The sequence below is a fragment of the Halopseudomonas nanhaiensis genome, from assembly GCF_020025155.1.
GTDB classification, from domain to species: Bacteria; Pseudomonadota; Gammaproteobacteria; order Pseudomonadales; family Pseudomonadaceae; genus Halopseudomonas; species Halopseudomonas nanhaiensis.
Genome location: NZ_CP073751.1, coordinates 1,005,789 through 1,032,538 on the forward strand (window position 1 = coordinate 1,005,789; position 26,750 = coordinate 1,032,538).

28 protein-coding genes are annotated in these 26,750 nt (G+C 61.9%); 22 read left to right on the top strand and 6 right to left on the bottom strand.

What is annotated here, in order from left to right; all coding sequences use genetic code 11:
- Positions 1-116: 116 nt before the first annotated feature.
- The 3 genes from KEM63_RS04550 (at position 117) to KEM63_RS04560 (ending at position 4,310) form a co-directional block, all read left to right on the top strand.
- On the top strand, positions 117-1,586 hold the full coding sequence (locus KEM63_RS04550; RefSeq protein WP_223655014.1) for a sigma-54 dependent transcriptional regulator: 1,470 nt from the start codon (positions 117-119) through the stop codon (positions 1,584-1,586).
- Between the two features lie 118 nt (positions 1,587-1,704).
- Positions 1,705-2,922 carry a sensor histidine kinase gene (locus tag KEM63_RS04555; protein WP_223655015.1) on the top strand — a complete coding sequence of 406 codons (1,218 nt, stop codon included), beginning with the start codon at positions 1,705-1,707 and terminating at the stop codon, positions 2,920-2,922.
- The gene (locus KEM63_RS04560; protein ID WP_223655016.1) at positions 2,919-4,310 is read left to right on the top strand and encodes a sigma-54-dependent transcriptional regulator; all 1,392 of its coding nucleotides are present in this window, start codon (positions 2,919-2,921) and stop codon (positions 4,308-4,310) included. Before KEM63_RS04555 ends, KEM63_RS04560 begins: the two co-directional genes overlap by 4 nt.
- Positions 4,311-4,423: 113 nt before the next feature.
- Here KEM63_RS04560 and KEM63_RS04565 read toward each other — a convergent pair whose 3' ends face one another.
- Positions 4,424-4,864, bottom strand: coding sequence for an REP-associated tyrosine transposase (locus tag KEM63_RS04565; protein ID WP_223655017.1), 441 nt, complete (start codon positions 4,862-4,864; stop codon positions 4,424-4,426).
- A gap of 262 nt (positions 4,865-5,126) precedes the next feature.
- Here KEM63_RS04565 and fliE point away from each other — a divergent pair, with 262 nt between their 5' ends.
- From fliE to flhB, 18 genes are all read left to right on the top strand, one after another.
- Positions 5,127-5,459, top strand: coding sequence for a flagellar hook-basal body complex protein FliE (fliE, locus tag KEM63_RS04570; protein WP_223655018.1), 333 nt, complete (start codon positions 5,127-5,129; stop codon positions 5,457-5,459).
- 53 nt (positions 5,460-5,512) lie between these two features.
- A complete protein-coding gene (gene fliF / locus KEM63_RS04575; protein ID WP_223655019.1) occupies positions 5,513-7,234 on the top strand; it encodes a flagellar basal-body MS-ring/collar protein FliF in 1,722 nt (573 codons plus the stop codon).
- Positions 7,227-8,246, top strand: coding sequence for a flagellar motor switch protein FliG (gene fliG, locus KEM63_RS04580; RefSeq protein ID WP_223655020.1), 1,020 nt, complete (start codon positions 7,227-7,229; stop codon positions 8,244-8,246). The genes fliF and fliG overlap by 8 nt, the downstream gene beginning before the upstream one ends.
- A 64-nt stretch (positions 8,247-8,310) precedes the next feature.
- A complete protein-coding gene (fliH, locus tag KEM63_RS04585) occupies positions 8,311-9,087 on the top strand; it encodes a flagellar assembly protein FliH (protein WP_223655021.1) in 777 nt (258 codons plus the stop codon).
- Positions 9,084-10,436: a flagellar protein export ATPase FliI gene (fliI, locus tag KEM63_RS04590; RefSeq protein WP_223655022.1), complete on the top strand. Its 1,353-nt coding sequence runs from the start codon at positions 9,084-9,086 to the stop codon at positions 10,434-10,436. Before fliH ends, fliI begins: the two co-directional genes overlap by 4 nt.
- On the top strand, positions 10,429-10,884 hold the full coding sequence (fliJ, locus tag KEM63_RS04595; RefSeq protein WP_223655023.1) for a flagellar export protein FliJ: 456 nt from the start codon (positions 10,429-10,431) through the stop codon (positions 10,882-10,884). The genes fliI and fliJ overlap by 8 nt, the downstream gene beginning before the upstream one ends.
- A 72-nt stretch (positions 10,885-10,956) precedes the next feature.
- Positions 10,957-11,262, top strand: a complete 306-nt coding sequence (locus tag KEM63_RS04600; RefSeq protein ID WP_223655024.1) for an STAS domain-containing protein — start codon at positions 10,957-10,959, stop codon at positions 11,260-11,262.
- A 2-nt stretch (positions 11,263-11,264) separates the two neighbouring features.
- Positions 11,265-12,986, top strand: coding sequence for an ATP-binding SpoIIE family protein phosphatase (locus KEM63_RS04605; protein WP_223655025.1), 1,722 nt, complete (start codon positions 11,265-11,267; stop codon positions 12,984-12,986).
- A gap of 47 nt (positions 12,987-13,033) precedes the next feature.
- A complete protein-coding gene (locus KEM63_RS04610) occupies positions 13,034-13,384 on the top strand; it encodes an Hpt domain-containing protein (protein WP_223655026.1) in 351 nt (116 codons plus the stop codon).
- An 81-nt stretch (positions 13,385-13,465) separates the two neighbouring features.
- Entirely contained in the window at positions 13,466-14,809 is a 1,344-nt protein-coding gene (locus KEM63_RS04615; RefSeq protein WP_223655027.1) for a flagellar hook-length control protein FliK, read from the top strand.
- A 187-nt stretch (positions 14,810-14,996) separates the two neighbouring features.
- Positions 14,997-15,512: a flagellar basal body-associated FliL family protein gene (locus tag KEM63_RS04620; RefSeq protein ID WP_223655028.1), complete on the top strand. Its 516-nt coding sequence runs from the start codon at positions 14,997-14,999 to the stop codon at positions 15,510-15,512.
- Between the two features lie 9 nt (positions 15,513-15,521).
- Complete coding sequence (gene fliM / locus KEM63_RS04625; protein WP_223655029.1) at positions 15,522-16,493, top strand: flagellar motor switch protein FliM; 972 nt, start codon at positions 15,522-15,524, stop codon at positions 16,491-16,493.
- Positions 16,494-16,549: 56 nt separating this feature from the next.
- Positions 16,550-17,017: a flagellar motor switch protein FliN gene (gene fliN / locus KEM63_RS04630; RefSeq protein WP_223655030.1), complete on the top strand. Its 468-nt coding sequence runs from the start codon at positions 16,550-16,552 to the stop codon at positions 17,015-17,017.
- Positions 17,018-17,446, top strand: coding sequence for a flagellar biosynthetic protein FliO (gene fliO / locus KEM63_RS04635; RefSeq protein ID WP_223655031.1), 429 nt, complete (start codon positions 17,018-17,020; stop codon positions 17,444-17,446).
- Positions 17,446-18,195, top strand: coding sequence for a flagellar type III secretion system pore protein FliP (fliP, locus tag KEM63_RS04640; protein WP_223655817.1), 750 nt, complete (start codon positions 17,446-17,448; stop codon positions 18,193-18,195). Before fliO ends, fliP begins: the two co-directional genes overlap by 1 nt.
- A 10-nt stretch (positions 18,196-18,205) precedes the next feature.
- Positions 18,206-18,475 carry a flagellar biosynthesis protein FliQ gene (gene fliQ, locus KEM63_RS04645; protein ID WP_223655032.1) on the top strand — a complete coding sequence of 90 codons (270 nt, stop codon included), beginning with the start codon at positions 18,206-18,208 and terminating at the stop codon, positions 18,473-18,475.
- Entirely contained in the window at positions 18,475-19,251 is a 777-nt protein-coding gene (gene fliR, locus KEM63_RS04650; protein ID WP_223655033.1) for a flagellar biosynthetic protein FliR, read from the top strand. The genes fliQ and fliR overlap by 1 nt, the downstream gene beginning before the upstream one ends.
- Positions 19,251-20,390, top strand: coding sequence for a flagellar biosynthesis protein FlhB (gene flhB / locus KEM63_RS04655; protein WP_223655034.1), 1,140 nt, complete (start codon positions 19,251-19,253; stop codon positions 20,388-20,390). Before fliR ends, flhB begins: the two co-directional genes overlap by 1 nt.
- Before the next feature lie 41 nt (positions 20,391-20,431).
- Here flhB and KEM63_RS04660 read toward each other — a convergent pair whose 3' ends face one another.
- The 4 genes from KEM63_RS04660 to KEM63_RS04675 form a co-directional block, all read right to left on the bottom strand.
- Entirely contained in the window at positions 20,432-21,397 is a 966-nt protein-coding gene (locus KEM63_RS04660) for an NAD(P)H-dependent flavin oxidoreductase (protein ID WP_223655035.1), read from the bottom strand.
- 89 nt (positions 21,398-21,486) lie between these two features.
- On the bottom strand, positions 21,487-22,431 hold the full coding sequence (locus KEM63_RS04665) for a MotB family protein (protein WP_223655036.1): 945 nt from the start codon (positions 22,429-22,431) through the stop codon (positions 21,487-21,489).
- Positions 22,431-23,201: a flagellar motor protein PomA gene (gene pomA, locus KEM63_RS04670; protein ID WP_223655037.1), complete on the bottom strand. Its 771-nt coding sequence runs from the start codon at positions 23,199-23,201 to the stop codon at positions 22,431-22,433. Before pomA ends, KEM63_RS04665 begins: the two co-directional genes overlap by 1 nt.
- A gap of 176 nt (positions 23,202-23,377) precedes the next feature.
- Positions 23,378-24,154: an alpha/beta fold hydrolase gene (locus KEM63_RS04675; RefSeq protein WP_223655038.1), complete on the bottom strand. Its 777-nt coding sequence runs from the start codon at positions 24,152-24,154 to the stop codon at positions 23,378-23,380.
- 96 nt (positions 24,155-24,250) lie between these two features.
- Here KEM63_RS04675 and KEM63_RS04680 point away from each other — a divergent pair, with 96 nt between their 5' ends.
- The gene (locus KEM63_RS04680; protein ID WP_223655039.1) at positions 24,251-25,126 is read left to right on the top strand and encodes an alpha/beta fold hydrolase; all 876 of its coding nucleotides are present in this window, start codon (positions 24,251-24,253) and stop codon (positions 25,124-25,126) included.
- Here KEM63_RS04680 and KEM63_RS04685 read toward each other — a convergent pair.
- Positions 25,083-26,660: a cation:proton antiporter domain-containing protein gene (locus tag KEM63_RS04685; RefSeq protein ID WP_223655040.1), complete on the bottom strand. Its 1,578-nt coding sequence runs from the start codon at positions 26,658-26,660 to the stop codon at positions 25,083-25,085. The two genes, KEM63_RS04680 and KEM63_RS04685, sit on opposite strands and share 44 nt — an antisense overlap.
- Positions 26,661-26,750 lie beyond the last annotated feature (90 nt).

The following is a 26,750-nucleotide window of genomic DNA, read 5'->3' on the forward strand; positions in this document are numbered from 1 at the left end:
CAACTATTTGACTCCCGCTCTGAATCTGGCTACCTTTGACAAAATATTAAAAGGCAATGGCGTTGCGCTATCACGCGTTCGACCTGCCCGTCTGTCAACAGGACGCCGCACTGCTTATGCTGCCAAACTCTCACATCTTGTTAATCGAAGATTGCCCGGAAAATCGGCGCAACATCCAGGTCATTCTGGATTTCCTCGGCGAAGAAACCATCATCACTACCTCCGATTCCTGGACTGCTGCTGTCGAAGCGCAAGTCGAGGGTTCGGAAGCCATCAAATGTGTGCTACTGGGTCGCTGTGATCACACCAATGGACTGCCGGGATTGCTTACCCAGCTCGACAAGTGGGACGACGCACTGCCGGCGATTTCCTGCGATGCGGGTGACCCATCGGGCTGGCCGGATCATGTTCGCCAGCGCCTGCTTGCCATCCTTCCGCCGCCGCTGAGCTACAACCAGTTGATTGATGCGCTGCATCGGGCGCAGGTATACCGCGAGATCTACAGCGAGCGCACCCGTCGCGGCAGTCAGCGCGAGCCGAACCTCTTTCGCAGCCTTGTGGGTACCAGTCGCAGCGTGCAGTCGGTTCGCATGATGATGCAACAGGTAGCCGATACCGAAGCCACCGTGTTGATCCTTGGCGAGTCGGGCACGGGCAAGGAAGTGGTCGCCCGCAATCTGCACTACCATTCGCGCCGCAAGGACGCCCCTTTCGTTCCGGTCAATTGCGGCGCGATTCCTGCCGAGCTGCTTGAAAGTGAGCTGTTCGGCCACGAGAAGGGTGCCTTCACGGGAGCCATTACTACCCGTGCGGGTCGCTTCGAACTCGCCCAGGGTGGCACGCTGTTCCTCGACGAGATCGGCGATATGCCGCTGCCGATGCAGGTCAAGCTGCTGCGCGTTCTTCAGGAGCGTACGTTCGAGCGCGTCGGCAGCAACAAGGTGCAGACGGCGGATGTACGCGTGATCGCTGCGACGCACAAGAACCTTGAAGACATGATCGAGAACGGCGGCTTCCGCGAGGATCTGTTCTATCGGCTCAATGTGTTCCCCATCGAAATGCCGGCCTTGCGTGAGCGAATCGAAGACCTTCCGATCCTGCTCAACGAGCTGATTACCCGGCTGGAGATGGAGAAGCGCGGTTCCATTCGCTTCAGTACGTCAGCAATCATGTCGCTGTGTCAGCATGACTGGCCGGGGAACGTACGTGAGCTGGCCAACCTGGTGGAGCGCATGGCGATCATGCATCCGCATGGCGTGATCGGCGTAAACGAGCTGCCGCGCAAGTTTCGCTATGTCGAGGATGACCACGAGGACCTGCGCTCTCAACGCGAGGACGATGACGAGCGTGGTGAGGCCTTTAACGGTCTGGTCGGGCTGAACAGCCCTGCGTTCCTGCCGCCCGAGGGGCTGGATTTGAAGGAATACCTCGGAGGCCTGGAGCAGACGCTGATCCAGCAGGCGCTGGACGAGTCGGCCGGCGTGGTGGCGCGTGCCGCGGAACGATTGCGCATTCGCCGGACCACTCTGGTGGAGAAGATGCGCAAGTACGGTATCAATCGCGGCGTGGAAATGTCAGAAGAATGACGCAGATGCGCTTTTGGGAAGCCAGGATCTGTCTAAGTAATTGAAATATATAGATCCTCCTGTCGTGGCATAGCGCTTGCTAAGAATCCCCTGAAGAGGTTTTTTCAGGGGATTTTTCATGTCGGGCACCGCTCATATCCTGCCGCAGGCAACCAGTGAACTCGCGCAGGCCAGAGAAGCCGTCGATGAACAGGAGCGTGCGCGCCTGGAGCAGGCCTATGCCCAGTTCAGCAAGGTCTCTGGGCAGCTGTCTGCTTCATATGCGCTGCTTGAACAGCAGGTCTCCACACTTAAGTCCCAGCTGGCTGCTGTGAGTGAGCAGCGCACGCGTGAGCTGGCCGAGAAGGCCCGCCTGGCTGGTCGATTGCAGAACCTGCTCGATTTGCTACCGGGTGGCGTAGTGGTGCTCGATGGGCGAGGCGTGGTACGCGAGGCCAACCCCGCTGCGCGTGATCTGCTGGGCGAACCGCTGGAAGGCATGCTCTGGCGTGACCTGATCCGTGATCGCTTTGCCCCGCGCGAGGATGATTACCACGAGATTTCACTTCGCAGCGGCCGCCGGGTGTCGATGGCGACGCGCTCGCTGGTGGGCGAGCCCGGTCAACTGATTCTCCTGACTGATCTGACCGAAACTCGGGCGCTACAGACGCAGCTGGCGCGGCATGAACGTCTTTCCGCGCTTGGTCGGATGGTCGCATCCCTTGCACATCAGATCCGCACGCCGCTTTCTACTGCGATGCTCTACGCCAGCCACCTGAACGATCCGGCGCTGGCAGAGGAGCACCGGACACGCTTCAGTGCGCGGCTCAAGGGCCGGCTGGAGAGTATCGAGCATCAGGTCCGCGACATGCTGCTGTTTGCCAAGGGCGACCTGCCGCTCAATGACCGCATTAGTGTGCAGGACTGGTTCGCGCTGCTCAGGCAATATGCCGAGCCTGCAATCGAGCAGGCCGGCGCGGTCTGCTTGTGGCAGAACCGCTGCCCGCCCGGTCTGATCCTGCGCTGCAACACGGAAACGCTTACCGGCGCAGTGACCAACCTGATCGACAACGCCATCCAGGCTGGCAGCGATGCGGCGCGCCTGAAGGTCTGCCTGCGGTTGATTGCAGGGCAGCTCGCCATCAGTGTGGTCGACGGTGGGCGCGGAATGTCGCCGGCCGAACTCAACCGCATTGGCGAGCCGTTCCATACCACCCGCGCACAGGGTACCGGTCTTGGCGTGTCGGTGGTCAAGGCCGTGGCCCGCGCCCACGGTGGGGCGTTCCATATTCGCAGCAAGGCCGGGTGGGGCACGTGTGCAGAACTGCTGCTACCGGTGCAGGAACAGCACGCATGACTGCCAGACCCCGCATTCTCCTCGTAGAAGATGACCGCAACCTGCGCGAAGCGCTGTCCGATACTCTGACCCTGGGCGGTTATGAGCACATCGAAGCGCCTGATGCGGAAACCGCGTTGCGGTTGCTCAAGCGCGAAGCGGTTTCGCTTGTGGTGAGTGACGTCAACATGCCGGGCATGGACGGGCATATGCTGCTGCGTCAGGTGCGCGAACACCATCCGCAGGTGCCGGTGCTCCTGATGACAGCGTACGGAACCGTGCAGCAGGCGGTGGTGGCGATGCGCGACGGGGCGGTGGATTACCTGGTCAAGCCGTTCGAACCCCGGGCCCTGTTGGATCTTGTTGCGCAGCACAGCCAGGGCCGTTTGCCCGTCTCGGCAGCAGCAGAAGGGCCGGTGGCTGTAGAGCCTGCCAGTCAGCAGCTGCTGCAGCTTGCCGCACGCGTTGCCGCCAGCGATTCGACGGTGCTGATTTCGGGCGAGTCGGGTACCGGCAAGGAGGTGCTGGCGCGGTATATCCACCAGCAATCGCCGCGTGCGGCGCAACCGTTCATCGCGATCAACTGCGCGGCCATTCCGGACAACATGCTCGAGGCCACGTTGTTTGGACACGAAAAGGGCGCCTTCACTGGTGCCGTCGCTGCGCAGCCTGGCAAGTTCGAACAGGCCAACGGCGGCACTATCCTGCTCGACGAGATATCCGAAATGCCCCTAGGGCTGCAGGCCAAGCTATTGCGTGTCCTGCAGGAGCGCGAAGTCGAGCGGGTAGGTGGGCGCAAGCTCATACAGCTGGATATACGCGTCGTCGCCACCACCAACCGCGATTTGTTGGCCGAGGTCGCTGCCGGTCGATTTCGCGAAGATCTTTACTACCGCCTGGGCGTCTTTCCGCTGCAATGGCAAGCGCTGCGCACGCGCCCCGGCGATATCTTGCCGATCGCCGAACGCCTGCTCGACAAGCACAGCCGCAAGATGAACCAGCCCAGGCCGCGATTTTCATCCGAAGCAGCGCAGGCCATGACGACTCACACTTGGCCTGGAAACGTTCGCGAGCTGGACAATGCCGTACAGCGTGCGCTGATCCTGCAGCAGGGAGGGGTGATCAGACCTCAGGATCTCTGCCTGGATACCGCGCCGGGCGCTGCCATTTTTCCGACAGAGTTTCAGTCGCAGACGGCTCCGGCGTTCGATGGGCCCGTGAATGCGCCATCGCCGAGTCTGGGCGAAGGCGTCAAGGAGCGCGAATTCCAGCTGATCATGGATGTGCTGCGCGCTGAAGGTGGCCGCCGCAAGGAAGCCGCGGAACGGTTGGGCATCAGCCCCCGCACACTGCGGTACAAGCTGGCGCAGATGCGCGATGCGGGCTTCGACGTGGCTGGAGGAGCCTGAACGGCACATCGCCCACAGTGCTTCGCCGCGGGTCGCGCCTCCCACGACAGATTGGTGCGGAGTGTGGCCCGGGTTTTGTGGGAGGCGCGACTCGCGGCGATCAGCGGCAATGCTCAAAGCCAAGCAGCATCCCAGTGGGGGTAATCCCCGACAGACTCGACCAGACCAGCGCGTACCGGGTTGGCGATGACGTACCGCGCCATAGCCTTCAAGTCTTCTTCGGCCCGCACTGCGCGGTCATGAAATCCGTCTTGCCAGAGGGGCTTACCAGCTTTCGCTGATGCCAACCGCTTCACTCGGCCGACCGTTACGGACAAGCTTTCGTTACCGAGTTTCATAAGCCAATGGAAGTGGTCTGGCATAACGACGTACGCCCACGTCTGCGCCTGATTCCGGATGGATGTTTCACGTAGGATGCCAACCAGTGCTCTTGCCGCTTGCATGTCAGCAAAGTGTGGAAAACGGTTCCGTGTGGTAGCGGTTATCAGGTAGAAGTGGCCGGGTTGGGATTGTCGACCGTTGCGTAGGTCGCGTGAATGAGGTGTTGGTTTCATCGAATCTGGACGGGTTAAAGCGAATATCTAATCAGACAAACTCGGGCCGAGCGAAGCGCGATAGCGAAAGTGTGACCGGGACTGTGTTTGCGGTGCTCAGGCTTGCTGTCGCCGCGGGTCGCGCCTCCCACAACCTTAACTGCCGCGCGCATGCAGGAGTGCGGCTCGCGGCGACGCAGAAGGTATAAAAGTGGCACCAATCTTGCTCTAGTAATTGCAAAGCTGAATTTGCCGTCAATTTTCCTACGGCTCGGAGATAGCGATGACTCAGGGTGTTGAATTCAATCGACTGATGCTGCAAATGCGTTCCATGCAAGTGGAAGCCATGGGCAAGCCGCAGGCGCCTGCCCAGATCGACAGGAACGTCAACGAGTCCGCTTTCGGCGATATGCTTTCGCAGGCAGTCGACCGCGTCAATCAGCTGCAGAAAACCACCAGTGGACTGCAGGCCGGCTACGAGCGTGGCGAGCCGGGCATCGATCTCACGGAAGTGATGATCGCGTCGCAGAAGTCCAGCGTGGCATTCCAGGCGGCCACCCAGGTGCGCAACAAGCTCATCACCGCCTATGAAGACATCATGAAGATGCCGATCTGAACGCTGAATCGCTCTGCACCCTTGCTGCTCGCCCTGTTTGATCGAGGATAATCATGGAAGCCACTCCCAACACTCCAGCCACCCGCGGCGCGCCGGATATCGAATCCGAGCGCAAGCCCCTGCTGGGCCTGAGCTTTCTCGACAATCTGTCGCAGTTGCCACTGCTGCGGCAATTCGGTCTGCTGATCGGACTGGCCGCCAGCGTGGCAATCGGTTTTGCCGTGGTGTTGTGGTCACAGCAGCCGGATTACCGCCCGCTCTACGGCAGCATGGAAAATTACGACGCCGCCCAGGTAGTCGACATCCTTCAACAGGCGCGGATCGAGTACAAGGTCGAGCCGAACAGCGGCGCGCTGCTGGTTCGCACCGAGCATCTGGCCGACGCCCGGCTGCGCCTGGCGAGTGCTGGCGTGACTCAGCGAGACGCCAATCTGGGCTATGAGATTCTCGATCGTGAGCAGGGCCTCGGCTCCAGCCAGTTCATGGAAACCACCCGCTACCGTCGCGGTCTGGAAGGCGAGCTGGCGCGGACCATTTCCAGCCTGAACGGCATCAAGGGCGCCCGGGTACATATCGCCATGCCGCGCACCACGGTCTTCGTGCGCGATGACCGCAAGCCCAGCGCATCGGTGCTATTGGAGATGTACGCCGGTCGCAGCATCGAGCCTTCCCAGGTCATGGCCATCGTCAATCTCGTAGCGACCAGTGTTCCGGAGCTGTCGAAGGATCAGGTCACGGTTGTCGATCAGAGCGGCAATCTGCTGTCCGACCAGAGCGAACTCAGTGAACTGACCATAGCCGGCCGCCAGTTCGATCACGCGCGCCGTCTGGAAGACACCTATACCCGCCGGGTGCACAACATCCTTCAGCCAGTCCTGGGCACCGGCCGTTACAAGGCTGAAGTGTCTGCAGACGTCGACTTCAGCGCCATCGAATCGACCGCGGAGACCTTCAGCCCGGAATCGGCCGTGCGCAGCGAGCAGGTCCTCAGCGAGCAGCGCGCTTCCGGCCAAGGGCCGCAGGGCGTACCGGGCGCATTGACCAATCAGCCGCCCGGCGCCGTGCAGGTGCCGGAGCAGGTGGTCGATCCGGAAACCGGCGAGCCTGTTGTTGCCGCCCCGCCGCGCGACGTCCGCGAGCAAAGCACCCGCAACTACGAGCTCGACCGCCAGATCAGCTATACCCGCCAGCAGCAGGGGCGGTTGCGTCGGCTTTCCGTCGCGGTAGTGGTGGACGACCCGGTCCAGGTGAATGCGGAAACCGGCGAAACCACACGCGTCCCCCTCAGTGAGGCCGAGATCGCTCGTCTGACCCGGCTTGTGCAGGACGCTGTAGGTTATGACGCCAGCCGCGGCGACAGCGTCAGCGTCATCAACAGCGCCTTCGTGCCGCAGAGTGTCCCGGAAGAGCTGCCCGAAATTCCGTTCTGGTCGCAGCCCTGGTTCTGGGATGTGGCCAAGCAGTTCCTCGGTATACTCTTCGTCCTGATTCTGGTGTTCGGCGTGTTGCGCCCGGTGCTCAAGAACCTGACCACCAGCAGCAAGCCGCTTGCCGCGGGCGCCGGATATCCGGCGGAGCTGGACGATATGGGGGGGCTTGGTGACGACCTGCGAGAAGACCGTGTCAGCCTCTCCGGCCCTTCAGGTGGTCCGGTCATGTTGCCAGCACCTGGCGCAGGCTATGAACAGCAGTTGAACGCGATCAAGGGCCTGCTTGCAGAAGACCCCGGCCGTGTCGCCCAGGTAGTCAAAGAGTGGATCAACGAAGATGAATGAAGAAGTCAAACGCCCGCAGAAGCTCTCCAAGCTCGACAAGGCGGCGATCTTCCTGCTGAGCCTGGGTGAATCGGATGCCGCGGCGATCCTCAAGCACATGGGCCCGAAGGAAGTTCAGCGGGTAGGCAGCGCCATGGCCGGGTTGCGCACCGTCCAGCGTGAGCAGGTGCAGCAGGTGATGGGCGATTTCATCGAGGTGGTTGGCGAGCAGACCGGTCTGGGCGTTGGCGCCGACAACTACATCCGCAAGATGCTTACCCAGGCGCTGGGCGAGGACAAGGCCAACAGCCTGGTCGATCGGATTCTGCTCGGCGGCAGCACATCGGGCCTGGACAGCCTTAAATGGATGGAGCCGCGCGCCGTGGCCGACGTCATTCGTTACGAGCATCCGCAGATCCAGGCCATCGTGGTCGCCTACCTTGATCCGGACATGGCCGCCGAAGTCATCGGCTATTTCGATCACAAGGTGCGCCTCGACGTGCTGCTCCGCGTAGCGTCGCTCAATACCGTGCAGCCGTCGGCGCTGAAGGAACTCAACGAAATCCTCGAGAAACAGTTCGCCGGCAATTCGAACACCATTCGCGCCAACATGGGCGGAGTCAAGCGCACGGCGGACATCATGAACTTCCTCGAAACCACTACCGAGTCGCAGATCATCGAGGCGATCCGCGAGATCGACGAGGATCTTTCGACCAAGATCGAAGACCTGATGTTCGTCTTCGACAACCTGGCCGACGTCGACGACCGCGGTATTCAGGCGCTGCTGCGCGAAGTATCCTCGGAGGTGCTGATCGTCGCGCTCAAGGGCGCCGACGAGGCGATCAAGGACAAGATCTTCCGCAACATGTCCAAGCGCGCATCCGAGCTGCTGCAGGACGACCTCGAAGCCAAGGGGCCGGTGCGCATCAGCGAAGTGGAAGCGGCGCAGAAGGAAATTCTCACCATCGCACGCCGCATGGCCGACGCTGGCGAAATCGTGCTGGGTGGCAAGGGCGGCGAGGAAATGATTTAACCTTTTCATCATGCGGCTCCGTCTGGACGGAGCCACCGTGTCCCGATTCTCGAGGTGGTTTCAGATGGCCGAAAAATCCGACAGCGACCTGATACGCGGGGCCAAGCCGACCGCGTTCGCCCTGTGGGATCTGCCGAGCTTCGATTCGGAACCGCTTCAGGTTCCTCTGGAATCGTCGGAGCCGGAGGCCGAGGACGAGACCGTTATCGAACTACCCGAAGAGGTGGAGGAAGCGCCCAAGCCCTTCACCGTCGAAGAGCTTGAACAGATCCGTGAGGAGGCCTACAACGAGGGCTTCGCTGCCGGCGAGCGTGACGGTTTTCATTCCGGTCAGCTGAAGGGTCAGCAGGAAGCCAAGGTGCGCCTGGATGCGCGCATGGGTGAGGTCGAAGCGCTGATGGCGCAGCTGATGGAGCCGATGCATGATCAGGACGAGCAGATCGAGGACATGATGCTCAAGCTTGTCGAGACCATGGTCCGGCAGGTCATCCACCGCGAACTGCTGACCGACTCCAGCCAGATTCTCAAGGTTCTGCGTGGCGCGCTGAAAGCCTTGCCAATGGGGGCCGGAAATATCCGTATCTATCTCAATCCGGCCGATTTCGAAGCAGTCAAGGCGTTGCGCGAGCGGCACGAGGAGAGTTGGCGCCTGCTCGAGGACGACGCGCTGCTGCCCGGCGGCTGCCGTGTCGAGACCGAGCACAGCCAGGTCGACGCCACGCTGGAAACGCGGCTGGCGCAGATCGTCGAACAACTGTTCGAGGAGCGCCGCGAACAGCGCGCTCACCCGCCTGAGCCGGACATGACGCTGTCGGCTTCCCCTGCGCCGGACGCGCCATGAGCACCCCCGAGCGCATCAGCTTCGCCAGGCGGCTTGCCCGCTATCCCGCCGCGCTCAGGCTGGCTGATGAGCCGGTGGTGGAAGGCCGCCTGATCCGCATGGTGGGGCTGACCCTGGAAGCCGAAGGCTGCAAGGCGCCGGTCGGCAGCCGCTGTCTGGTGATCAGTGAAACAGCGGCCGGCCACAGCCAGATCGAAGCCGAGGTGATGGGCTTTGCCGGTAGCAAGATCTATCTCATGCCGGTCGACAGCCTGCAGGGCGTGCAGCCCGGAGCGCGGGTCGTGCCATCCGCAGGCGGCGGCAAGTTGCCGATGGGCTTCGGCATGCTTGGACGGGTGGTGGACGGAATCGGCCGGCCTCTGGATGGCAAAGGCATGTTCAAGGCCGACGATTGGGTCGACCTCAATGGCCCGGTGATCAACCCGCTCAAGCGCCATCCCATCGAGGACACCCTGGACGTCGGTATCTGCGCCATCAACAGTCTGCTCACCGTCGGGCGCGGACAGCGCCTGGGCCTGTTTGCCGGTAGCGGGGTCGGCAAGTCGATGTTGCTTGGCATGATGACCCGTTTCACCGACGCCGACATCACCATCGTCGGGCTGGTCGGAGAGCGTGGCCGCGAGGTAAAGGAGTTCATCGAGCAGATTCTCGGCGAGAAGGGTATGGCCCGATCGGTGGTTGTGGCGTCGCCAGCCGATGATGCACCGTTGATGCGCCTGCGCGCGGCGATGTACTGCACGCGTATAGCGGAGTACTTCCGCGATCAAGGGAAGAACGTGTTGCTGCTGATGGACTCGCTGACCCGCTTCGCGCAGGCCCAGCGCGAGATCGCCCTGGCGATTGGTGAGCCGCCGGCGACCAAGGGATACCCGCCATCGGTGTTCGCCAAATTGCCGGCGCTGGTCGAGCGGGCGGGCAATGCCGAGGAGGGCGGCGGCTCGATTACCGCGTTCTATACCGTGCTTTCCGAGGGCGATGACCAGCAGGACCCGATCGCCGATGCCTCCCGGGCGATTCTTGACGGTCACGTTGTACTCTCGCGCCGCCTGGCCGAGGAGGGGCACTACCCCGCGATCGACATCGAAGCGTCGATCAGCCGAGCCATGCCGCAGATCGTCAGTCACGACTATCTGCAGAAGGCCCAGTTGTTCAAGCAGATGTACGCACGCTACCAGCAGAGTCGCGACCTGATCAGCGTTGGCGCCTATTCGGCCGGCTCAGATCCGCTGACCGACAGGGCCATTCACAAGATGCCCGCGATGCAGGGCTTCCTGCGGCAGAGTCTGAACACCAGTGTACGTTTGCCGGAAAGCCAGGCGGCGCTGGAAAAGCTGGTGAGCAATGAGTGAAAGCCGCATCCGCCGCCTCGCGCCGGTCGTGGAGATGGCCGTCGACGAAGAGCGCAAGGCTGCCGCCCGCCTGGGTGAAAGCCAGAAGCAGGTTGACGACGCCAGGGTGCGACTGCGTGATCTGGAGTTCTACTGCAGCGAGTACGAAAAAGGCTGGACCCAGCGTGGCAGTCAGGGCGTCGGTCGTGACTGGCTGCTCAACTATCAGCGGTTCATGGCGCAGATGCAGACCGCCATCGAGCAGCAGACGCAAACCGTGAAATGGTACGAAACCAGCCTGGACAAGGTACGCGAGCAGTGGCGTCAGCGCTATCAGCGTGTCGAAGCACTGCGCAAGCTGATCGAGCGTTACCAGCAGGAAGCACGGGCCAGAGCTGACCGCCAGGAGCAGAAATTGCTCGACGAACTCTCGCAGCGCGCATTCGACTCTCGTCGTAGCAACCCCTGACAGCCTGCCCAGCCTGTGCTACAAACAATTGAACAACCCGCGCTTTTTCCGATGCCAGTTCAGGAGTCATAAATGCCGATTCAGGCCAACCTGTCAAACGATGGTCAGGTGCTGACCATCCGCGTGAGCGGGCGTTTCGACTTCGGCGCCCACCAGGACTTTCGTGAGGCGTACGAGCGCAGCGGCCTGACTCCGCAGCGCTATGTCGTGGACCTGCAGGATACCGATTACATCGACAGCTCGGCGCTCGGCATGCTGTTGTTGTTGCGCGATCATGCCGGGGGCGATTCGGCGATGATCCAGATCGTTCATTGCAATCCGGACGTGCGCAAGGTGTTCGCGATCTCCAATTTCGAACAACTGTTCGCAATCGAATAATCATGTCCGAACAGGCGCTGCGGCCTGTCGAGTCGACAACGGGCCTCACGGTTCTGGTTGCCGATGATAACCCGACCGATCGAATGATCCTCGGCCGTCTGGTCGAGAGCCTGGGCCATCGCGTGCTGCGGGCGGAGAACGGGCAACAGGCCGTGGACCGTTTCATCGCGGAGCGCCCTGATCTGGTCCTGCTGGATGCGCTGATGCCGGTGATGGACGGCTTTGAAGCGGCCCGGCAGATCAAGCGGTCGGCCGGCGAAGACCTGATTCCGATCATCTTCCTCACCAGCCTGACCGAAACCGACGCACTGGTCAGCTGCCTTGCCGCCGGTGGCGACGACTTTCTCACCAAGCCGTATAACCCGATCATCCTCCAGGCGAAGATTCAGGCGTTTCAGCGGATGCAGGAGATGCATCAGACGCTGCAGACGCAGCGCGATCTGATCGCCAGTCAACACCAGCGGCTGATTCGCGATCAGGAGATGGCCAAGATCATCTTCGACCGGGTCGCGCACGCCGGCTGCCTGTCGGCAGGTAATCTGCGGTACCTGCAGTCGGCCTACGCCATGTTCAACGGTGACATTCTTCTGGCGGCGTACAAACCGTCTGGTGGGATGCACCTGCTCCTTGGCGACTTCACCGGGCATGGCCTGTCCGCGGCCATCGGTGCGATGCCGCTTGCCGAAGCCTTCTACGCCATGAGCGCACGGGGGTTCGTGCTACGCGACATCGTCACCGAACTCAACCACAAGCTCGGGCAGATCCTGCCAGTGGGCATCTTCTGCTGCGCCGTGCTGGTGGAGGTCAATCCCGGCAAGGGTCTGGTGGAAATCTGGAACGGTGGGCTGCCGGAAGTGCTGATCCTCGGGCGTGAAGGGCAATTGCTGCACCGGGTGGAGTCCAGTCATCTGCCCCTTGGCGTGGCCAGGGCCGATCGATTTGATGCAAGCCCTGTGGTGTTGCCGATGGCGCCCGGCGAGCGGCTGATGTGCTGGACCGATGGCGTCATCGAGAGCCGCAGCCAGGCCGGTGAGCTATTCGGCGAGCAGCGGGTACTGGAGGTGCTGCAGTCCTTCGTCGGCTCGCCGGAACAGGCTTTCGACGGTCTGCTGGCAGCCGTCGAGGACTTCCACGGCAGTCCTGAGGACGACTTGAGCCTGCTGGAAATGGTCATGCTCGAGCCGGGCCAGCAGCGACCGGTACCTGCTGCGCCTCGCGGTCATTACCAGGCGGCTCAGGATTGGCGGCTGGCCTATACCTTTCGGGCGGGGTCGATACGGCAGCACAATCCGCTGCCCTTTCTGCTCGAGATGCTTATGGAGGTGCCCGGGCTGCGCCCGCATGCCGGCACGTTGTTCACCGTTCTCAGCGAGTTGTACAGCAATGCGCTGGAGCATGGCCTGCTGAAGCTGGACTCGGGCTGGAAGCGTGATTCGGAGGGGTTCACCTATTACTACTCCGAACGCAATCAGCGCCTCGCTGCACTCGACAATGGCTGGATCGACGTGAGTATCGACCACTGCCCCGGCCCCACCGGCGGGCGGCTGGTCATCGAGATGGAAGACAGCGGTGGTGGCTTTAGCGTGCAACCAGCCGCGATCGGGGAGGGCTATGCGGGGCGCGGTCTGGCGCTCATCTCGGCGCTGGCGGACAAGGTTCAGTTCAACGAGCAGGGCAATCGCGTCACGGTAGAGTTCACCTGGCAGCTTGGGCATACTCACTGACCGGCGAGCGACAACGCAGCCAAATTTCCATGCCAGACAGGGATGCGATGACTACAGATCTTCCGGATTTCGACCCGAGTGTTCAGGACGCGCTGAAGGAATTGATGCGCGACGACTATCGGCTGCTGGTCGAAACCTTTCTCGGCGATGCGCAGCGGCGGCTTGATGATCTGCGGGCGGCGCTGACAACCCAGAGCTGGGATCTCTTTCGACAGAGCGCACACAGTTTTCGCGGCAGCTGCGGCAACATGGGCGCGCTGGCATTGGAACAGGCGTGCAGCGTGGCGGAACGCGCCGGGCTCGAGCGCAACGCGCCTGCCGCCGAGCGCGCCCTCTCCGAGCTCGAGTTGCTGCATGCCCGCGTCGTCCCGTTGATGCAGGCAAGGCTGGATGTCTAGGTATCTGCGCTAACTTGGCCCGGACCTTGCTTCGTCACCGGTTATAGACGTACAACCGTCGCGTTATCGGAGATGCATGCGATGTCGGTCAGCCAACCCATGATGGCGCTTTTTACTCCACCTAATGCAGCCGTAACCACCTCTGGCCTGCCTGCCGGCGCGGCGGACGCGGCTGCTACCGATCCTGCCGCCGAGTTTGCCGCGCTGCTCGCCGGGCAGGATCCTGCCAGAATCCAGGCCGTTCTCGATCAGTTGGGGATCGCCGGCAAGTCTGGCAAAGGCGGGTTGGAACTTGCCGCCGATGGCAAGCAATTGCCGGAATCGATCCAGGACTGGTTCGGGCAACTTGCCTCGCTGGAGTCCGAGCAGACAACAGAGCAGCTTGTGGATACTGTGGCCGTCGAAGAGTCGCTGCAGGGCGAATCGGAGCAGTGGTTTCGCTGGCTCAGTGAATCCCGGCTGAGCCTGGTCGATGCTCCCGTCGAAGAAGCCGAGCTGGACCGCGCGCCTGGCGAGCCTGTCACCGAGGAGGAAACAGATCCTGCCTTGGGCCTCGAGCCCGTGTCGCTCGGCTCGGTCGAGCCTTCTACCGAAGCTGACGGTCTCGCTCCTACCTCCGTCGATTCAGACATCCCGGGCCTGCAAAGCACCATTGGTACCGTGACTGCCGTTGGCTCGGATGGTCAGGCGGACTCCGCCGAGTCAGCTGAACAGTTATCTGCTGTGGATGATCAGCGCAAATCCAGTCCCAAACTTGCGGCAGACGTTGTGCAACTGAATCAGCGCAACAACGCAGTGGCTTCGGCGCCTGTGGAGTCAGTCGCCTTCGCCGGTAAATTGGCGGAGCAGCTCGATGCCGGTTTGAAAGCGTCCGCCTCGGAGAACGAATCGACGGACGGTTCGTCTCGCACGGGCCTTGGAGCCCAGGCTGCCAGCGTAGCGGCCCTGACCGCCAGACCGGTGGCCGCGCCGCCGCAGGCCCTGGGGGTTCCGTTCGGCCAGCAAGGCTGGGGCGAAGCCATGGTCGAGAAGGTGATGTGGGCATCGAGTCAAAACCTGCGCAGCGTCGAAATTCATCTGGACCCCGCCGAGCTGGGCCCGCTGGAGATCCACATCCAGCAACGGGGCCAGGAACAGCAGATCCAGTTTGTCAGCCAGAACGCATCGGTTCGCGAAGCACTTGAATCCCAGATGTATCGCCTTCGCGAAATGTTCACGCAACAGGGCATGAACCAGGTGAATGTGTCGGTGGGTGACTCCTCTGCCGGTCAACAGTCGGCACGTGAACAGTCCGCCGGCAATCGTGGCGGTTCAGGACGAGCCGACGAACGGGGTGGCAGCAGCGTCGAGGCCGGCGACACCATCCTGACCAGTGCAGCGGCGGCGCGGGTGTCGTCGGAGCGGTTGGTCGACTACTACGCCTGACGCCCGGAACACCCGGCGGCCATGTGATCGGGCGGCGCAATGCGGCCCGGTCGTGTCCCGATCAAAGACTTTTCTCCCTCGTGCCTTTATCCTAGTGGCCGCAAGCAGGCGGCTGCGGTGTTGGCACGCTCGATGCAAGATCCTATCAAGATCACGATTCCACCTCCTATAGTGACGGAAATTTGTCATGGCGCGTAAACAGGCCGAAGCGGCCGCAGCCGAGACTGATGCCAAGCCGGCAGCGAGTCGCAAGAAGTTGTTCATCCTCATCGGTGCAGGCGTGCTCGCCTTGCTGGTTTCCATCGGTGGGGTTCTGTTTTTCGTGCTTTCCGGTGATAGCGAAGAGCCGGTCGAGGAGGCCGCGGCTGTTCCCGCAGGCAAGCCTACCGCGCTCTATCAGCCGCTGGAGCCGGCGTTCGTGGTGAACTACACCCACGGCGGCCGACAGCGCTACATGCAGGTCAATGTGGTATTGATGGGCCGCGACGCCGCAGGTATGGCGACGTTGACCAAACATCTGCCGCTGGTACGCAACCAGCTGGTAATGCTGTTCACCAGTGAAGAATTCGATACGCTGTTTACCCCGGACGGCAAGGAAACCTTGCGTCAGCGCGCCACTCTGGCGGTCCAGTCGTTACTCGAGAAGGAAATCGGCAATCCGGTAATCGAGTCGGTACTGTTCACCAACATCGTTTTGCAATAGGACTCATCCATGGCCGTTCAGGACCTGCTGTCACAGGACGAAATCGACGCGCTGCTCCACGGCGTGGACGACGGTGCAATCGATACCGACGTCGATGTCGAGCCCGGCTCGGTCAAGAGCTATGACCTGACCAGCCAGGATCGAATCGTCCGCGGTCGCATGCCGACGCTCGAGATGATCAACGAGCGGTTTGCGCGGTATACGCGCATCAGCATGTTCAACCTGTTGCGCCGCTCCGCGGACGTGGCGGTCGGCGGCGTGCAGGTGATGAAGTTCGGCGAATACGTACATTCGCTGTACGTTCCTACCAGCCTCAACCTGGTCAAGATGAAGCCGCTGCGCGGCACTGCGCTGTTCATTCTGGACGCCAAGCTGGTATTCAAGCTGGTCGACAACTTCTTCGGCGGCGACGGGCGTCATGCCAAGATCGAGGGGCGCGAGTTCACGCCGACCGAGTTGCGCGTGGTGCGCATGGTGCTCGATCAGGCCTTCCTCGACATGAAGGAGGCCTGGCAGGCGATTCACCCGGTCCAGTTCGAGTATGTCAATTCCGAGGTCAATCCGGCGCTGGCCAACATCGTGAGCCCGAGCGAAGTGGTCGTGGTCTCGACCTTTCACATCGAACTAGATGGCGGGGGTGGTGATCTGCATGTGACCCTGCCGTACTCGATGATCGAACCCTTGCGCGAAATTCTCGATTCAGGCGTCCAGTCCGATGTGGATGATCAGGATGAGCGTTGGGTGCGCGCGTTGCGTGAGGAGATCACCGGGGCCAAGGTACCGCTGAGCGCTACCGTCGTGCGTCGTGAGCTGAAACTCAAGGATCTGCTGAGCATGCAGCCGGGCGATGTCATTCCGGTCGAGCTCCCCGATCACATGGTGCTCTGCGCCAACGGCGTGCCCACCTTCAAGGCCAAGCTCGGCTCGGTTAAGGGCAACCTGGCGCTTCAGATCATCGGCCCGGTTGCGCGTCCGAGATAGCGCTGTCATGAATCCAACTTTTTGCTTCAACCGTTTTTCCGGGGAGGAACGCCAGCATGGCAGATGACAAGACCGAACAGATGAGTCCCGAGGAACAGGCGTTGGCCGACGAGTGGGCAGCTGCCCTGGACGAGGCCGGCAATGCCGACCAGGACGATATCGACGCGCTGCTGGCAGGTACTGGCGGTTCCAATCGGGTGAAGATGGAAGAATTCAACGCGCCCGCTCGTACCTCCGGTGAGGATTATTCGGAGCACGGCGACAGCCCCAATCTGGACGTGATTCTGGATATCCCGGTGACCATTTCCATGGAGGTGGGCAACACCGAGATCACCATCCGCAACCTGCTGCAGCTGAACCAGGGCTCGGTGGTCGAGCTTGACCGCCTTGCCGGCGAGCCGCTTGATGTGAAGGTCAACGGCACCCTGATCGCCCATGGCGAAGTGGTCGTGGTCAATGAGAAATTCGGCATTCGCCTGACCGACGTCATCAGTCCCAGCGAACGCATCAAGAAGCTGCGCTGAATGAAACGAACTGCCTTCGCTTTCATTCCGGCTGGCTGGTTGCTATCGAGCATCGCCATGGCTGCCCCGGCCGCAACCAGCAATGCGCAGGAGTCGGTTGCCGGGCAGGTCGCGCAGTTGGTTTTGGGACTGCTGTTCATCATCGGGCTGATCTTTCTGCTCGGCTACCTGATGCGTCGACTCGGTCCGCTGGCAGCGCAGGGCGGGCAGCATATCCGCGTGCTCAGCAGTCTGCCACTTGGCCCGCGGGACCGGCTGATGCTGGTAGACGTTGCCGGCAAGCAGATATTGCTTGGCGCGTCGCCGGGTCGTATCAGTACGCTGCACGTATTCGACGAGCCAATTGCCGATGTGCCTGCGCCGGGCGCCGCTACAGGTGACTTCGCGCAGAAACTGCAGGCCCTGCTCAAGCGGGAGAATCGTCCGTGATGCGCTGGATCCTGCTGCTGGCCGTATTGCTCGCCCCGGCCGCCTTCGCGCAGACTGCGGCTGATCCGCTGAGTATCCCGGCAGTGACGCTCAGCGCCGATGGGGACGGGGAACAGACCTACTCGGTAAGTCTGCAGATCCTTCTGCTGATGAGCGCACTGACGTTTATTCCTGCGTTCGTCATGATGATGACCAGCTTCACCCGGATCATCATTGTCTTCTCGATCCTGCGTCAGGCGCTGGGTCTGCAGCAGACGCCGTCGAGCCAGATTCTCATCGGGCTGGCGCTGTTCCTGACGCTGTTCATCATGGCACCAGTGTTCGAGCGGATAAACGAGACGGCGCTGCAACCTTATCTCGCCGAAGAGCTGGCGCCGCAAGAGGCCATCGATGCAGCGAGCATACCGCTGCGCGAATTCATGCTGGCGCAGACCCGCGAGACCGATCTCGAGCTGTTCGTTCGCCTGGCGCGCCGTGACGACATCACCAGCGTGGACTCGGTGCCGTTCCACATCCTTGTACCGGCGTTCGTCACCTCCGAGCTGAAGACGGCTTTCCAGATTGGCTTCATGATCTTCATCCCGTTTCTGATCATCGATCTGGTCGTTGCCAGCGTGCTGATGGCCATGGGTATGATGATGCTCTCGCCGTTGATCATCTCGCTGCCATTCAAGATCATGCTCTTCGTGCTGGTAGATGGCTGGGCGCTGATCATCGGCACGCTGGCCGCCAGCTTCGCCACCAGTTAGGAGCGCGCTCATGACCCCCGAAGTTGTCGTTGACCTCTTCCGCCAGGCGGTCTGGCTCACCACGGTGATGGTGGCGATCATCGTCATGCCGAGCCTGCTGGTCGGCCTGCTGGTCGCCGTGTTCCAGGCGGCAACGCAGATCAACGAGCAGACGCTGAGCTTCCTGCCGCGTCTGCTGTGCACCTTCGTCACCCTGATCGTTCTGGGCCCCTGGCTGGTCAACCAGTTCATCGAGTTCACCGACCGGCTCTACCGGGAAATCCCGGGCCTGATTGGCTGATGTTCGAATACTCGCTGGACGAGCTCGCGCGTACCATCAGCGGCTACACCTGGGTGCTCTTTCGCGTGGCCAGTGTCTTCATGACCATGCCGGTATTCGGCACGCAGCTGCTACCGGCGCGTGTTCGTCTGTTTCTGGCAATGATGATCACGCTGCTGGTCGCTCCGCAGATCCCGCTGATGCCTGAGCTCGATCCGCTTTCTCTAGGCACCTGGGTGGTCATCGCCGAGCAGATTCTGATCGGCGCTGCTATGGGCTTCATGCTGCAGCTGCTGTTTCAGATTCACGTCCTGGCCGGCCAGATCATCGCCATGCAGATGGGTCTGGGTTTTGCCTCGATGAACGACCCGAGCATGGGCATCTCCGTGGCTGTCGTGGGCCAGGTCTTCACCATGCTGGTCACGCTGCTGTTTCTCACGCTCAACGGCCATCTGGTGGTTATCGAGGTGCTGGTGGAGAGCTTTACCACGCTACCGATCGGCGAGACGCTGGGCTCTGCGGATTTCTACACGCTGGTCCTGAGATTCTCCTGGGTGCTGGCTGCTGCCCTGCTGATTGGCCTGCCGGCGATCATTGCGCTGCTGATCGTCAATCTGGCCTTCGGCGTGATGATGCGCGCGGCGCCCCAGCTGAACATCTTCTCCATCGGCTTTCCGCTCACCCTGGTGTTCGGTCTGTTCATTCTCTGGGTGACGCTCGGTAACGTGGGTGCCGAATACCAGGCATTGGCTGCCGAGTCTCTTGTTTGGCTGCGTGAAATGGTCAGAGCGAACTGATGGCCGAATCACCGGACAGCGGACAGGAAAAAACAGAAGAGCCCACGGCCAAGCGACTCAAGGAGTCGCGTGACAAGGGTCAGATACCGCGCTCCAAGGAGTTGAGTACGCTTGCGGTGGTCATGGTGACCGCAGTGGGATTGCTGATGCTCGGGCCAGCCATGGTTCGCCAGATGATGGACCTGATGGTCTTCAACTTCCGTATCGATCGTGAAAGCCTCTACGCGACCGACAGTATGGGGCTGCACCTGCTGTCCTCGGTCGGGGTCGGGCTGGATATCATCGGTCCACTGTTCATGATGATCTTCATCGCTGCCCTCGTGGCACCGGTGCTGCTCGGCGGCTGGTTGTTCAGCGGCAAACTGCTGGCGCCGAAGTTCGAACGGATGAATCCGTTGGCCGGCATCAAGCGCATGTTCTCGGTTCAGGCGCTGGTTGAGCTGCTCAAGGCCTTCGCCAAGTTTCTCGTGGTTCTGGCGATGGCCCTTGTGGTTCTGAGCCTGCGCAAGAATGACCTGCTGGCGCTGGCCAGCGAACCGCTTCCAGATGCGCTGGAGCACAGCGCCTGGATTCTGGGCATGTCGCTGGTGTTACTGGCCTGTTCCCTGATCGCCATCGCCGCAGTCGACGTTCCATTCCAGCTGTGGAGCAACAAGAACAAGCTGAAGATGACCAAGCAGGAAATTCGTGACGAGTACAAGGACTCCGAGGGCAAGCCGGAGGTCAAGTCGCGTATCCGCCAGTTGCAGCGGGAGATGGCCGAGCGCCGGATGATGAACAATATTCCGCAGGCCGACGTGGTGATTACCAACCCGACCCATTACTCGGTGGCGCTGAAATACGATCCGTTGAAGTCCGGAGCGCCGGTGGTGGTGGCCAAGGGCGCGGATTTCATCGCGCAGAAGATTCGTGAGGTCGCCGCCGAGCATGACGTAGTGGTGCTCGAATCGCCCCCGCTGGCACGTGCGGTGTATTACAGCACCGAGCTCGATCAGCAGATTCCCGCTGGCCTGTACATGGCCGTTGCGCAGGTGCTGGCCTACGTGTTCCAGCTTCGACAGTACCGCGCAGGGCAGGGCAAGCGTCCCGGCAAGATGCCGGACGTGCCGATCCCCAGCGAGCTGCGCCGCGACGAATAAAAAACCCGGATTGCTCCGGGTTTTGTTCGTCGTCAGTCAGGTCATGCGCCGAGCAGTCGCTGGCGTGCGGCCAGATATTCCTGCTTGAGCTGCGCGATGACCTCGGCGGTCGGCTTGACCGCATCGATATTGCCGACACCCTGACCCGCGCCCCAGATATCGCGCCAGGCTTTGGATTTGCTGCTTCCGCCCGAACCAAAGGACATCGCGCTCTTGTCCGCGACGGGCAGATTCGCCGGGTCCAGGCCGGCGTTTTCGATGCTGCCGCGCAGGTAGTTGCCGTGCACGCCGGTGAACAGGTTCGAATAGACCACATCCTGGGCTGCGCTGCTGACAATCATGTCCTTGTACGCCTGGTCAGCGTTCGCCTCGGGAGTGGCGATGAAACGCGTGCCCATGTAGGCGAAATCTGCCCCCATGGCTTCGGCCGCCAGGATATGTTCGCCGCGGCTGATCGACCCGGAAAGTGCGATCGGACCGTCATAGAACTTGCGTACTTCCGACACCAGCGCGAACGGGCTCAACGTACCGGCATGTCCGCCGGCACCGGCGCAGACCAGGATCAGACCGTCCACCCCTGCCTCGATGGCCTTCTCGGCATGACGAACGCTGATGACGTCATGAAACACCTTGCCGCCGTAACCATGCGCAACCTCGACCGCCTCGTGCGGAGCGCGCAGGCTGGTGATCATGATGGGTACGCGGTACTTGGCACACATCTCGAGGTCGTGCTGCAGCCGATCGTTCGACTGATGCACAATCTGGTTGACGGCAAAGGGGGCGACCTTCTTCTCGGGATGGGCCGCCTTGTACTCGGCCAGTTCGGTGGTGAGCTGCTCCAGCCACTGCTCGAGAACTTCTGCCGGGCGCGCGTTGAGCGCGGGGAACGAGCCGACGATGCCGCTCTTGCACTGCTCGGCAACCAGCCGGGGATTGGAGATGATGAACAGCGGCGATCCGATCACCGGTATATCGAGCTGAGCCTTGAGTTCCTGGGCGAATGACATCGTACGTGCCTTCCTCATTGATGAGCGAGGCCTGAGTGTAAACGCTTTACGACAGGCCCATCCAGCGGGCGGGGCTGCTATCAGCCGTCCTATTGTTGCGGCATAACCCCGGTTGAATCAGGTTCGGCGGCAGCCTCATCGCCGGTAGCCAGCCCGGCCGATATGCCTTCGCTCTGCACATCCATGAGCATTCGCAGGCGTTCTTCGTACGCGCTGATAGGGCCTGCCAGATCGAGAATGATCTCCACGCGGCGGTTGAGTGTGCGGGTGTCCGGCCAGTCGTTGCTGGCTCGGGGCCGCGTATCGGCATAGCCCTGCACGCGGACCCGCTCCGGTCCGACGGCCTCGCTGGCGAGGAGGGCATTGGCGACTGACGAGGCGCGGGCGGCGGACAGGTCCCAGTTCGACCGAAAGCGCGGCGTGCTGATCGGTACGTTGTCAGTATGCCCTTCAATGGTGATCTCGCCGGGCAGCTCGGCCAGCACATCGGCGATGCGCAGCAGTACGTCTTCGAAGCCCAGCGTCATGTCCGCTGAACCGGACGGAAACGAGCCCTTTTCCTCGACGCGAATGATCACGCGCTTGCGGTCATGCTCAAGTTGCAGCCGTCCCTCGGTCAGCTCCTGCTGCAGCACCTCGGTCAACGCGTCGAGACTGATCTCGATCTGCTCGCGAGTGGTCTGCTCGACCTGCCGGGTAATCGCGCTCTCGCGGTCGGCCCGAAGCGTTTCGAGCTGTGGGTCCTGCGGGCTGGTGTCCTGCCGTACGTTGTCTACCGGTGTAGGCTCAGGGATGCCCGGTGAGAACTTGTCGAAAATCGGGCTGGTGCCCATGGGGGTATCGGTCGCCGGCACGTCGCGTTGCACGCCAAACGCCTTGGACAGTTCTCCGGCAATCTGCTTGAACTTCGCCGCATCGATTTCCGAGAACGACAGCAACAGTACGAAGAAGCACATCAGCAGCGACATCAGGTCGGCAAAGGTGACCACCCAGGCAGGGATGCCGGCCTTCTCTTCTTCTTCGGGCAGCTCCATCAGGCCGCCTCCGCATCAGCCGCCTTGGTGCGCTTGTCCGGCGGGAGATAGCTCGCCAGCAGCTGTTCGATGGTGCGCGGGTTGGTGCCTTCCTGGATCGCCAGCACGGCATCGATCCACAACGCCTGCATGCGCGCCTCTTCGGTCATGCGCAGGGTCAGTTTGTCGGCGATCGGCAGGCAGATCATCGTCGCCAGCATCGCACCGTAGAGCGTGGTCAGCAGCGCGACCGCCATGGCCGGGCCGATCGACTTCGGGTCCTCCATGTTCGAGAGCATCTGCACCAGGCCGACCAGCGTTCCGATCATGCCCATCGCCGGGCCGACGTCGCCCATCGCCGAGAAAATCTTCGCGCCCCACCGGTTGCGATCGAGCGTCAGGACCCGCTCCTTGTCGAGAATGGCGCGCACCGTTTCCGGCGGGTGGCCGTCGATCAGCAGCTGGATGCCGGTCTTGAGAAAGGGGGCGGATATCTCCTTGTCTTCCAGCGCGAGCAGACCCTGCTTGCGGGATATGGCGGCCAGCTCTACCAGCTCAGCGATGGTCGACTCGACATCAGGCAGCTTGAAGAAGAAGGCTCGGCCCGCCACCTTCATCGCCCCCAGAAACTGGCCGATGCTGAACTTGGCCAGCACCACGAAAATACTGCCGCCAATCACGATGAGCAGCGACGGCACGTTGACAAAGGTCAGCGGCGAGGCGCCCAGCAGGATCGAGGAAAGAATGATGGCCAGGGCGCCAACGAGCCCGACGAGGGTTGCGATATCCAAGCTGACTCCAGAATGAGCGAGGTACGGAGGAAACGGCTATTGCGGCAGGCTGCCATGCAGGCACTGTGGAAGCGCCGGCATTCTATCCATAGCGGTTGTGCTTTGGAATCGGCCGGCGAAAGCAATTCATGAGCATTCATTCCGCCGGCCGACGAAAGGCGAAGACGACCTTGGTCCTAGGTTTGGCTGGACAGGAAATCGTCGATCAGGCGCGGCCAGCACGACAACTGCGCGGCGGTATCGATGATCTGCAGGTTAGCGGCCGGCAGCGTCTGCGCAAGCATCTCTGCGGTGGCTACCGGGTGGATACCGTCTCCTTCCCAAGCCAATATCAGTGCGGGCATGGTCAGCTGCGTGAGCGCCTCCCGCGGCGGCAGATCGGACTGCATGGCACCTTCGAGAATTGGCTGCAACACAGTCGGATCGAATTGCTCCATAGTGTGCAGTGCCTTGGCATTGTCGCCCGGATGCGCCTCGTGCAGCCAAGGCGGTAACGTCGGGAATTGCCTGGCGAGGGCGACAAGCGACGCCACGCCCCTGGCGCGGATCAGCCCCAGCATCTTGCCGTACCGCTCGACCTGGGCCGGACGGCTGGTCCAGGCAGTGGGCGGGAGGGCCAGAACCAGATGACTGACTGCGCCCGGTTCCAGCAGGGCGGCATACAGCGCGCTGGCGCAACCCATCGACTGGCCGCCGAGGGCGAAGCGAGGCTGGCCCGCATGCTGGTGAGCGATGTCCAGCATGTCCTGTCCGAGGCGGGCCCACTGGTGATCCGCTGCCGACCGACCGGGACTCGACTGGCCATGACCGCGGGCATCGTAGCGAATCCGGCGCACCGCCTGGCTCTGGTCGGGGTGAAACCAGCCGGTGGCGGTTTCCAGCGCTGTGCTCCCGAGCAGGCCGTGCCCCCAGATCAGCGGGTGGCCACTGCCGTGTATTGTCGTATTCAGCATGCTGATGTCCTTGTAAAGCGCGGCGGCACAGCATAAAACGAACGTGGACAATCTGACAGGTCGCGCACGACGCACCGCTGTAGTGGAATCGAGACGATGATGTTGCTCCCCTGGTCGCACAAGACTTCTGCCGGCTTTGCCCTAAGCGGCTGGTATTCCCCGCCAACCGGCAAACCGCTGCTGCATTTCCTGCATGGCAACGGATTTTGTGGTCGTACCTATGAACCATTCATCGAGCGGCTCGCTGAACACTTCGATCTCTGGCTGTGCGATTTACAGGGTCACGGTGACAGTGAGCATGGCGGGACGTTTTTAGGCTGGAACCGCAATGCGGAGCTCGCCCTCGAGGCGTTCGAAGCCGGCCGCGGACGCTACGGTGACGTCCCGCGCTACGCCTGCGGCCACAGTTTCGGTGGTGTGCTCAGCGGCCTGATATTGGGCACGCGGCCGGATGTATTCCAGCGTGCCGTCCTGCTCGACCCGGTCGTCTTCCCGCCGCGGCTGCTGGCCATGCGCTCACTGTTGGCTCTGATTGGCAAGCGGGCCAATCCCGTATCGAACAAGGCCCGTGGCCGGCGTGATACCTGGCCGGACCGCGAGGCGGCGTACAAGGCTCTGCACGGTCGAGGCATGTTTCGTGGCTGGGAAGAGCTGGCTTTTCAGGCTCATATCGACCATGCCCTGGATGAACAGCACGGGAAGGGCGTAGTGCTCAAGTGCCGACCCAGCCGTGAGGCCGAAGTCTTCGAGTCATTCCCGAATCGCACCTGGCATTGGCTGGGACAGGTGCAGGCGCCGACGTTGATCCTGCACGGCGATGCAAGCTATCCCTTTGTCGCCGAATCGGCGGGCAAGCTGTCACGCCGGAACCCGTCGTTCAGTGAGCGGGTAGTGCCGGGTGGCCATTGTTTCATGCTCGAGGATTCGGCTATGGCCGCTGAGCAGACACGAGCATTTCTGCTCGGCGAATGAGCTCACGGTCGACCTGCTCGGCCAGGCCGGCTCCAGCCTCGCTCATGGTCAGGTAGGTCTGGTCGGCACCGGCGTCCATGATGCGCTGCGCGATGTCATCGAACATCGCGTGCGCCACGATGAGACCCCTGAAACCGCGTTCGCGCAGCTTGCGTACCGCGATGGTTTTCGCTTCAGCGTCGTTCATGGCGAGAATGACGGAGTGGACTTGAGGCATCTCCAGGCTCTGCCATAGCACCTGATCCTCGGCATCGGCAAAGCGGGCGTTGCGTCCTGCGGCGATACTGGTTTCGATGGCCACCGGATCGGAGTCCATCGCCACTATCCGATAGCCCTTTTCATGCAGCCGGTCATAGGCTGCCCGCCCGGTGCGGCCCAGCCCCATGATCAGAATCTCGGCATCCCCGAGCGTCACAGGTTGCTCGTCGGGGTGGCGGGTGTCGCGCTCCAGCGGGATCAGCTTCTTCGAGAGTCGCTCGTACAAAGGGTGAGCGATACGGTTGAGCGGGGCGGAAACCAGGAACGACACCGACACGGTTACCGCCAGCGGAATCAGCCACTCGGGCAAGACCACGCTGGCGACGATCAGGCCGAATTCACTGTAGTTGGTCAGGCTGATGCCGCTGAGGAAGGCGCTGCGCGCACGTAGCTTGAACAGCAGAAACAGGAAGAAAAACAGAATGGCCTTGATCGGCAGCACTACGCCCATGACGGCTGCAAACAGCAGCGCGTTCATGTCCGGCAGTCCGCCAATGCCGATCTGCAGGAAGAACCCCACCAGGAACACTTCCTTCAGGCTCCACAACGATTGCGACAGTTCTCCTGCGCGCTTGTGGTTGGCAAGCATGGCGCCGAACGCCAGCGCGCCGAGTTCGGAGCTCAGGCCGACCGACTCGAACCCCAGTCCGCCGATGACCAGCGCCAGAAACAGGCCCAACAGCACCAGCAGCTCCTCGTGCCCGCTCATGTCGAGCAGCTTGTATAGCAGCGGACGCAGCAACGGCACCGCGAATACCAGCAGGGCCCAGGCCGACGGCGAGTTGCCGCTGGCGATGCTGATGACCACCAGCGCAATCAGGTCCTGCATGATCAGCACGCCAATCGCGACGCGGCCGTGGAAGGCCCTCAACTCGCGCTTGCCCTCCAGCACCTTGGCGGCCAGGACGGTACTGGAAAAGGACAGCGCTATCGCCAGTAGCAGCGCTTCCCGCGACCCGATGTCGAGGAACAACAGCAAACCCGGGAAGTAAACAGCGACCGACAGGCCGAAGTGGATCAGGCTGCCGCCAATCACTTCCGGCCGGATCAGGTTCTTCAGCTTGAGCTTGAGCCCTACGGTAAACAGCAGCAGCAATACGCCGAGATGCGCGATATGCGAAAGCACCTTGCTGTCCTGAGGCTGGGCTCCGAACAGATCGCCAAACCCCGCCAGGGCAAACCCTGCGCCGAGGTAACCTATCAGTGGCGGCAACCCGACCTGGCGCATGACCAGGCCCATCACAAAGGCAAAAGCAATCCAGACGGCTTCGATCACGGCGTGTTTCCAGCGAGGCTAAGCGACGTGGAATTGTGCAGTCTGGGGGAGAGCGGAGCAAGGGACTGTGCCAGAGAGCGGGCACGTCGG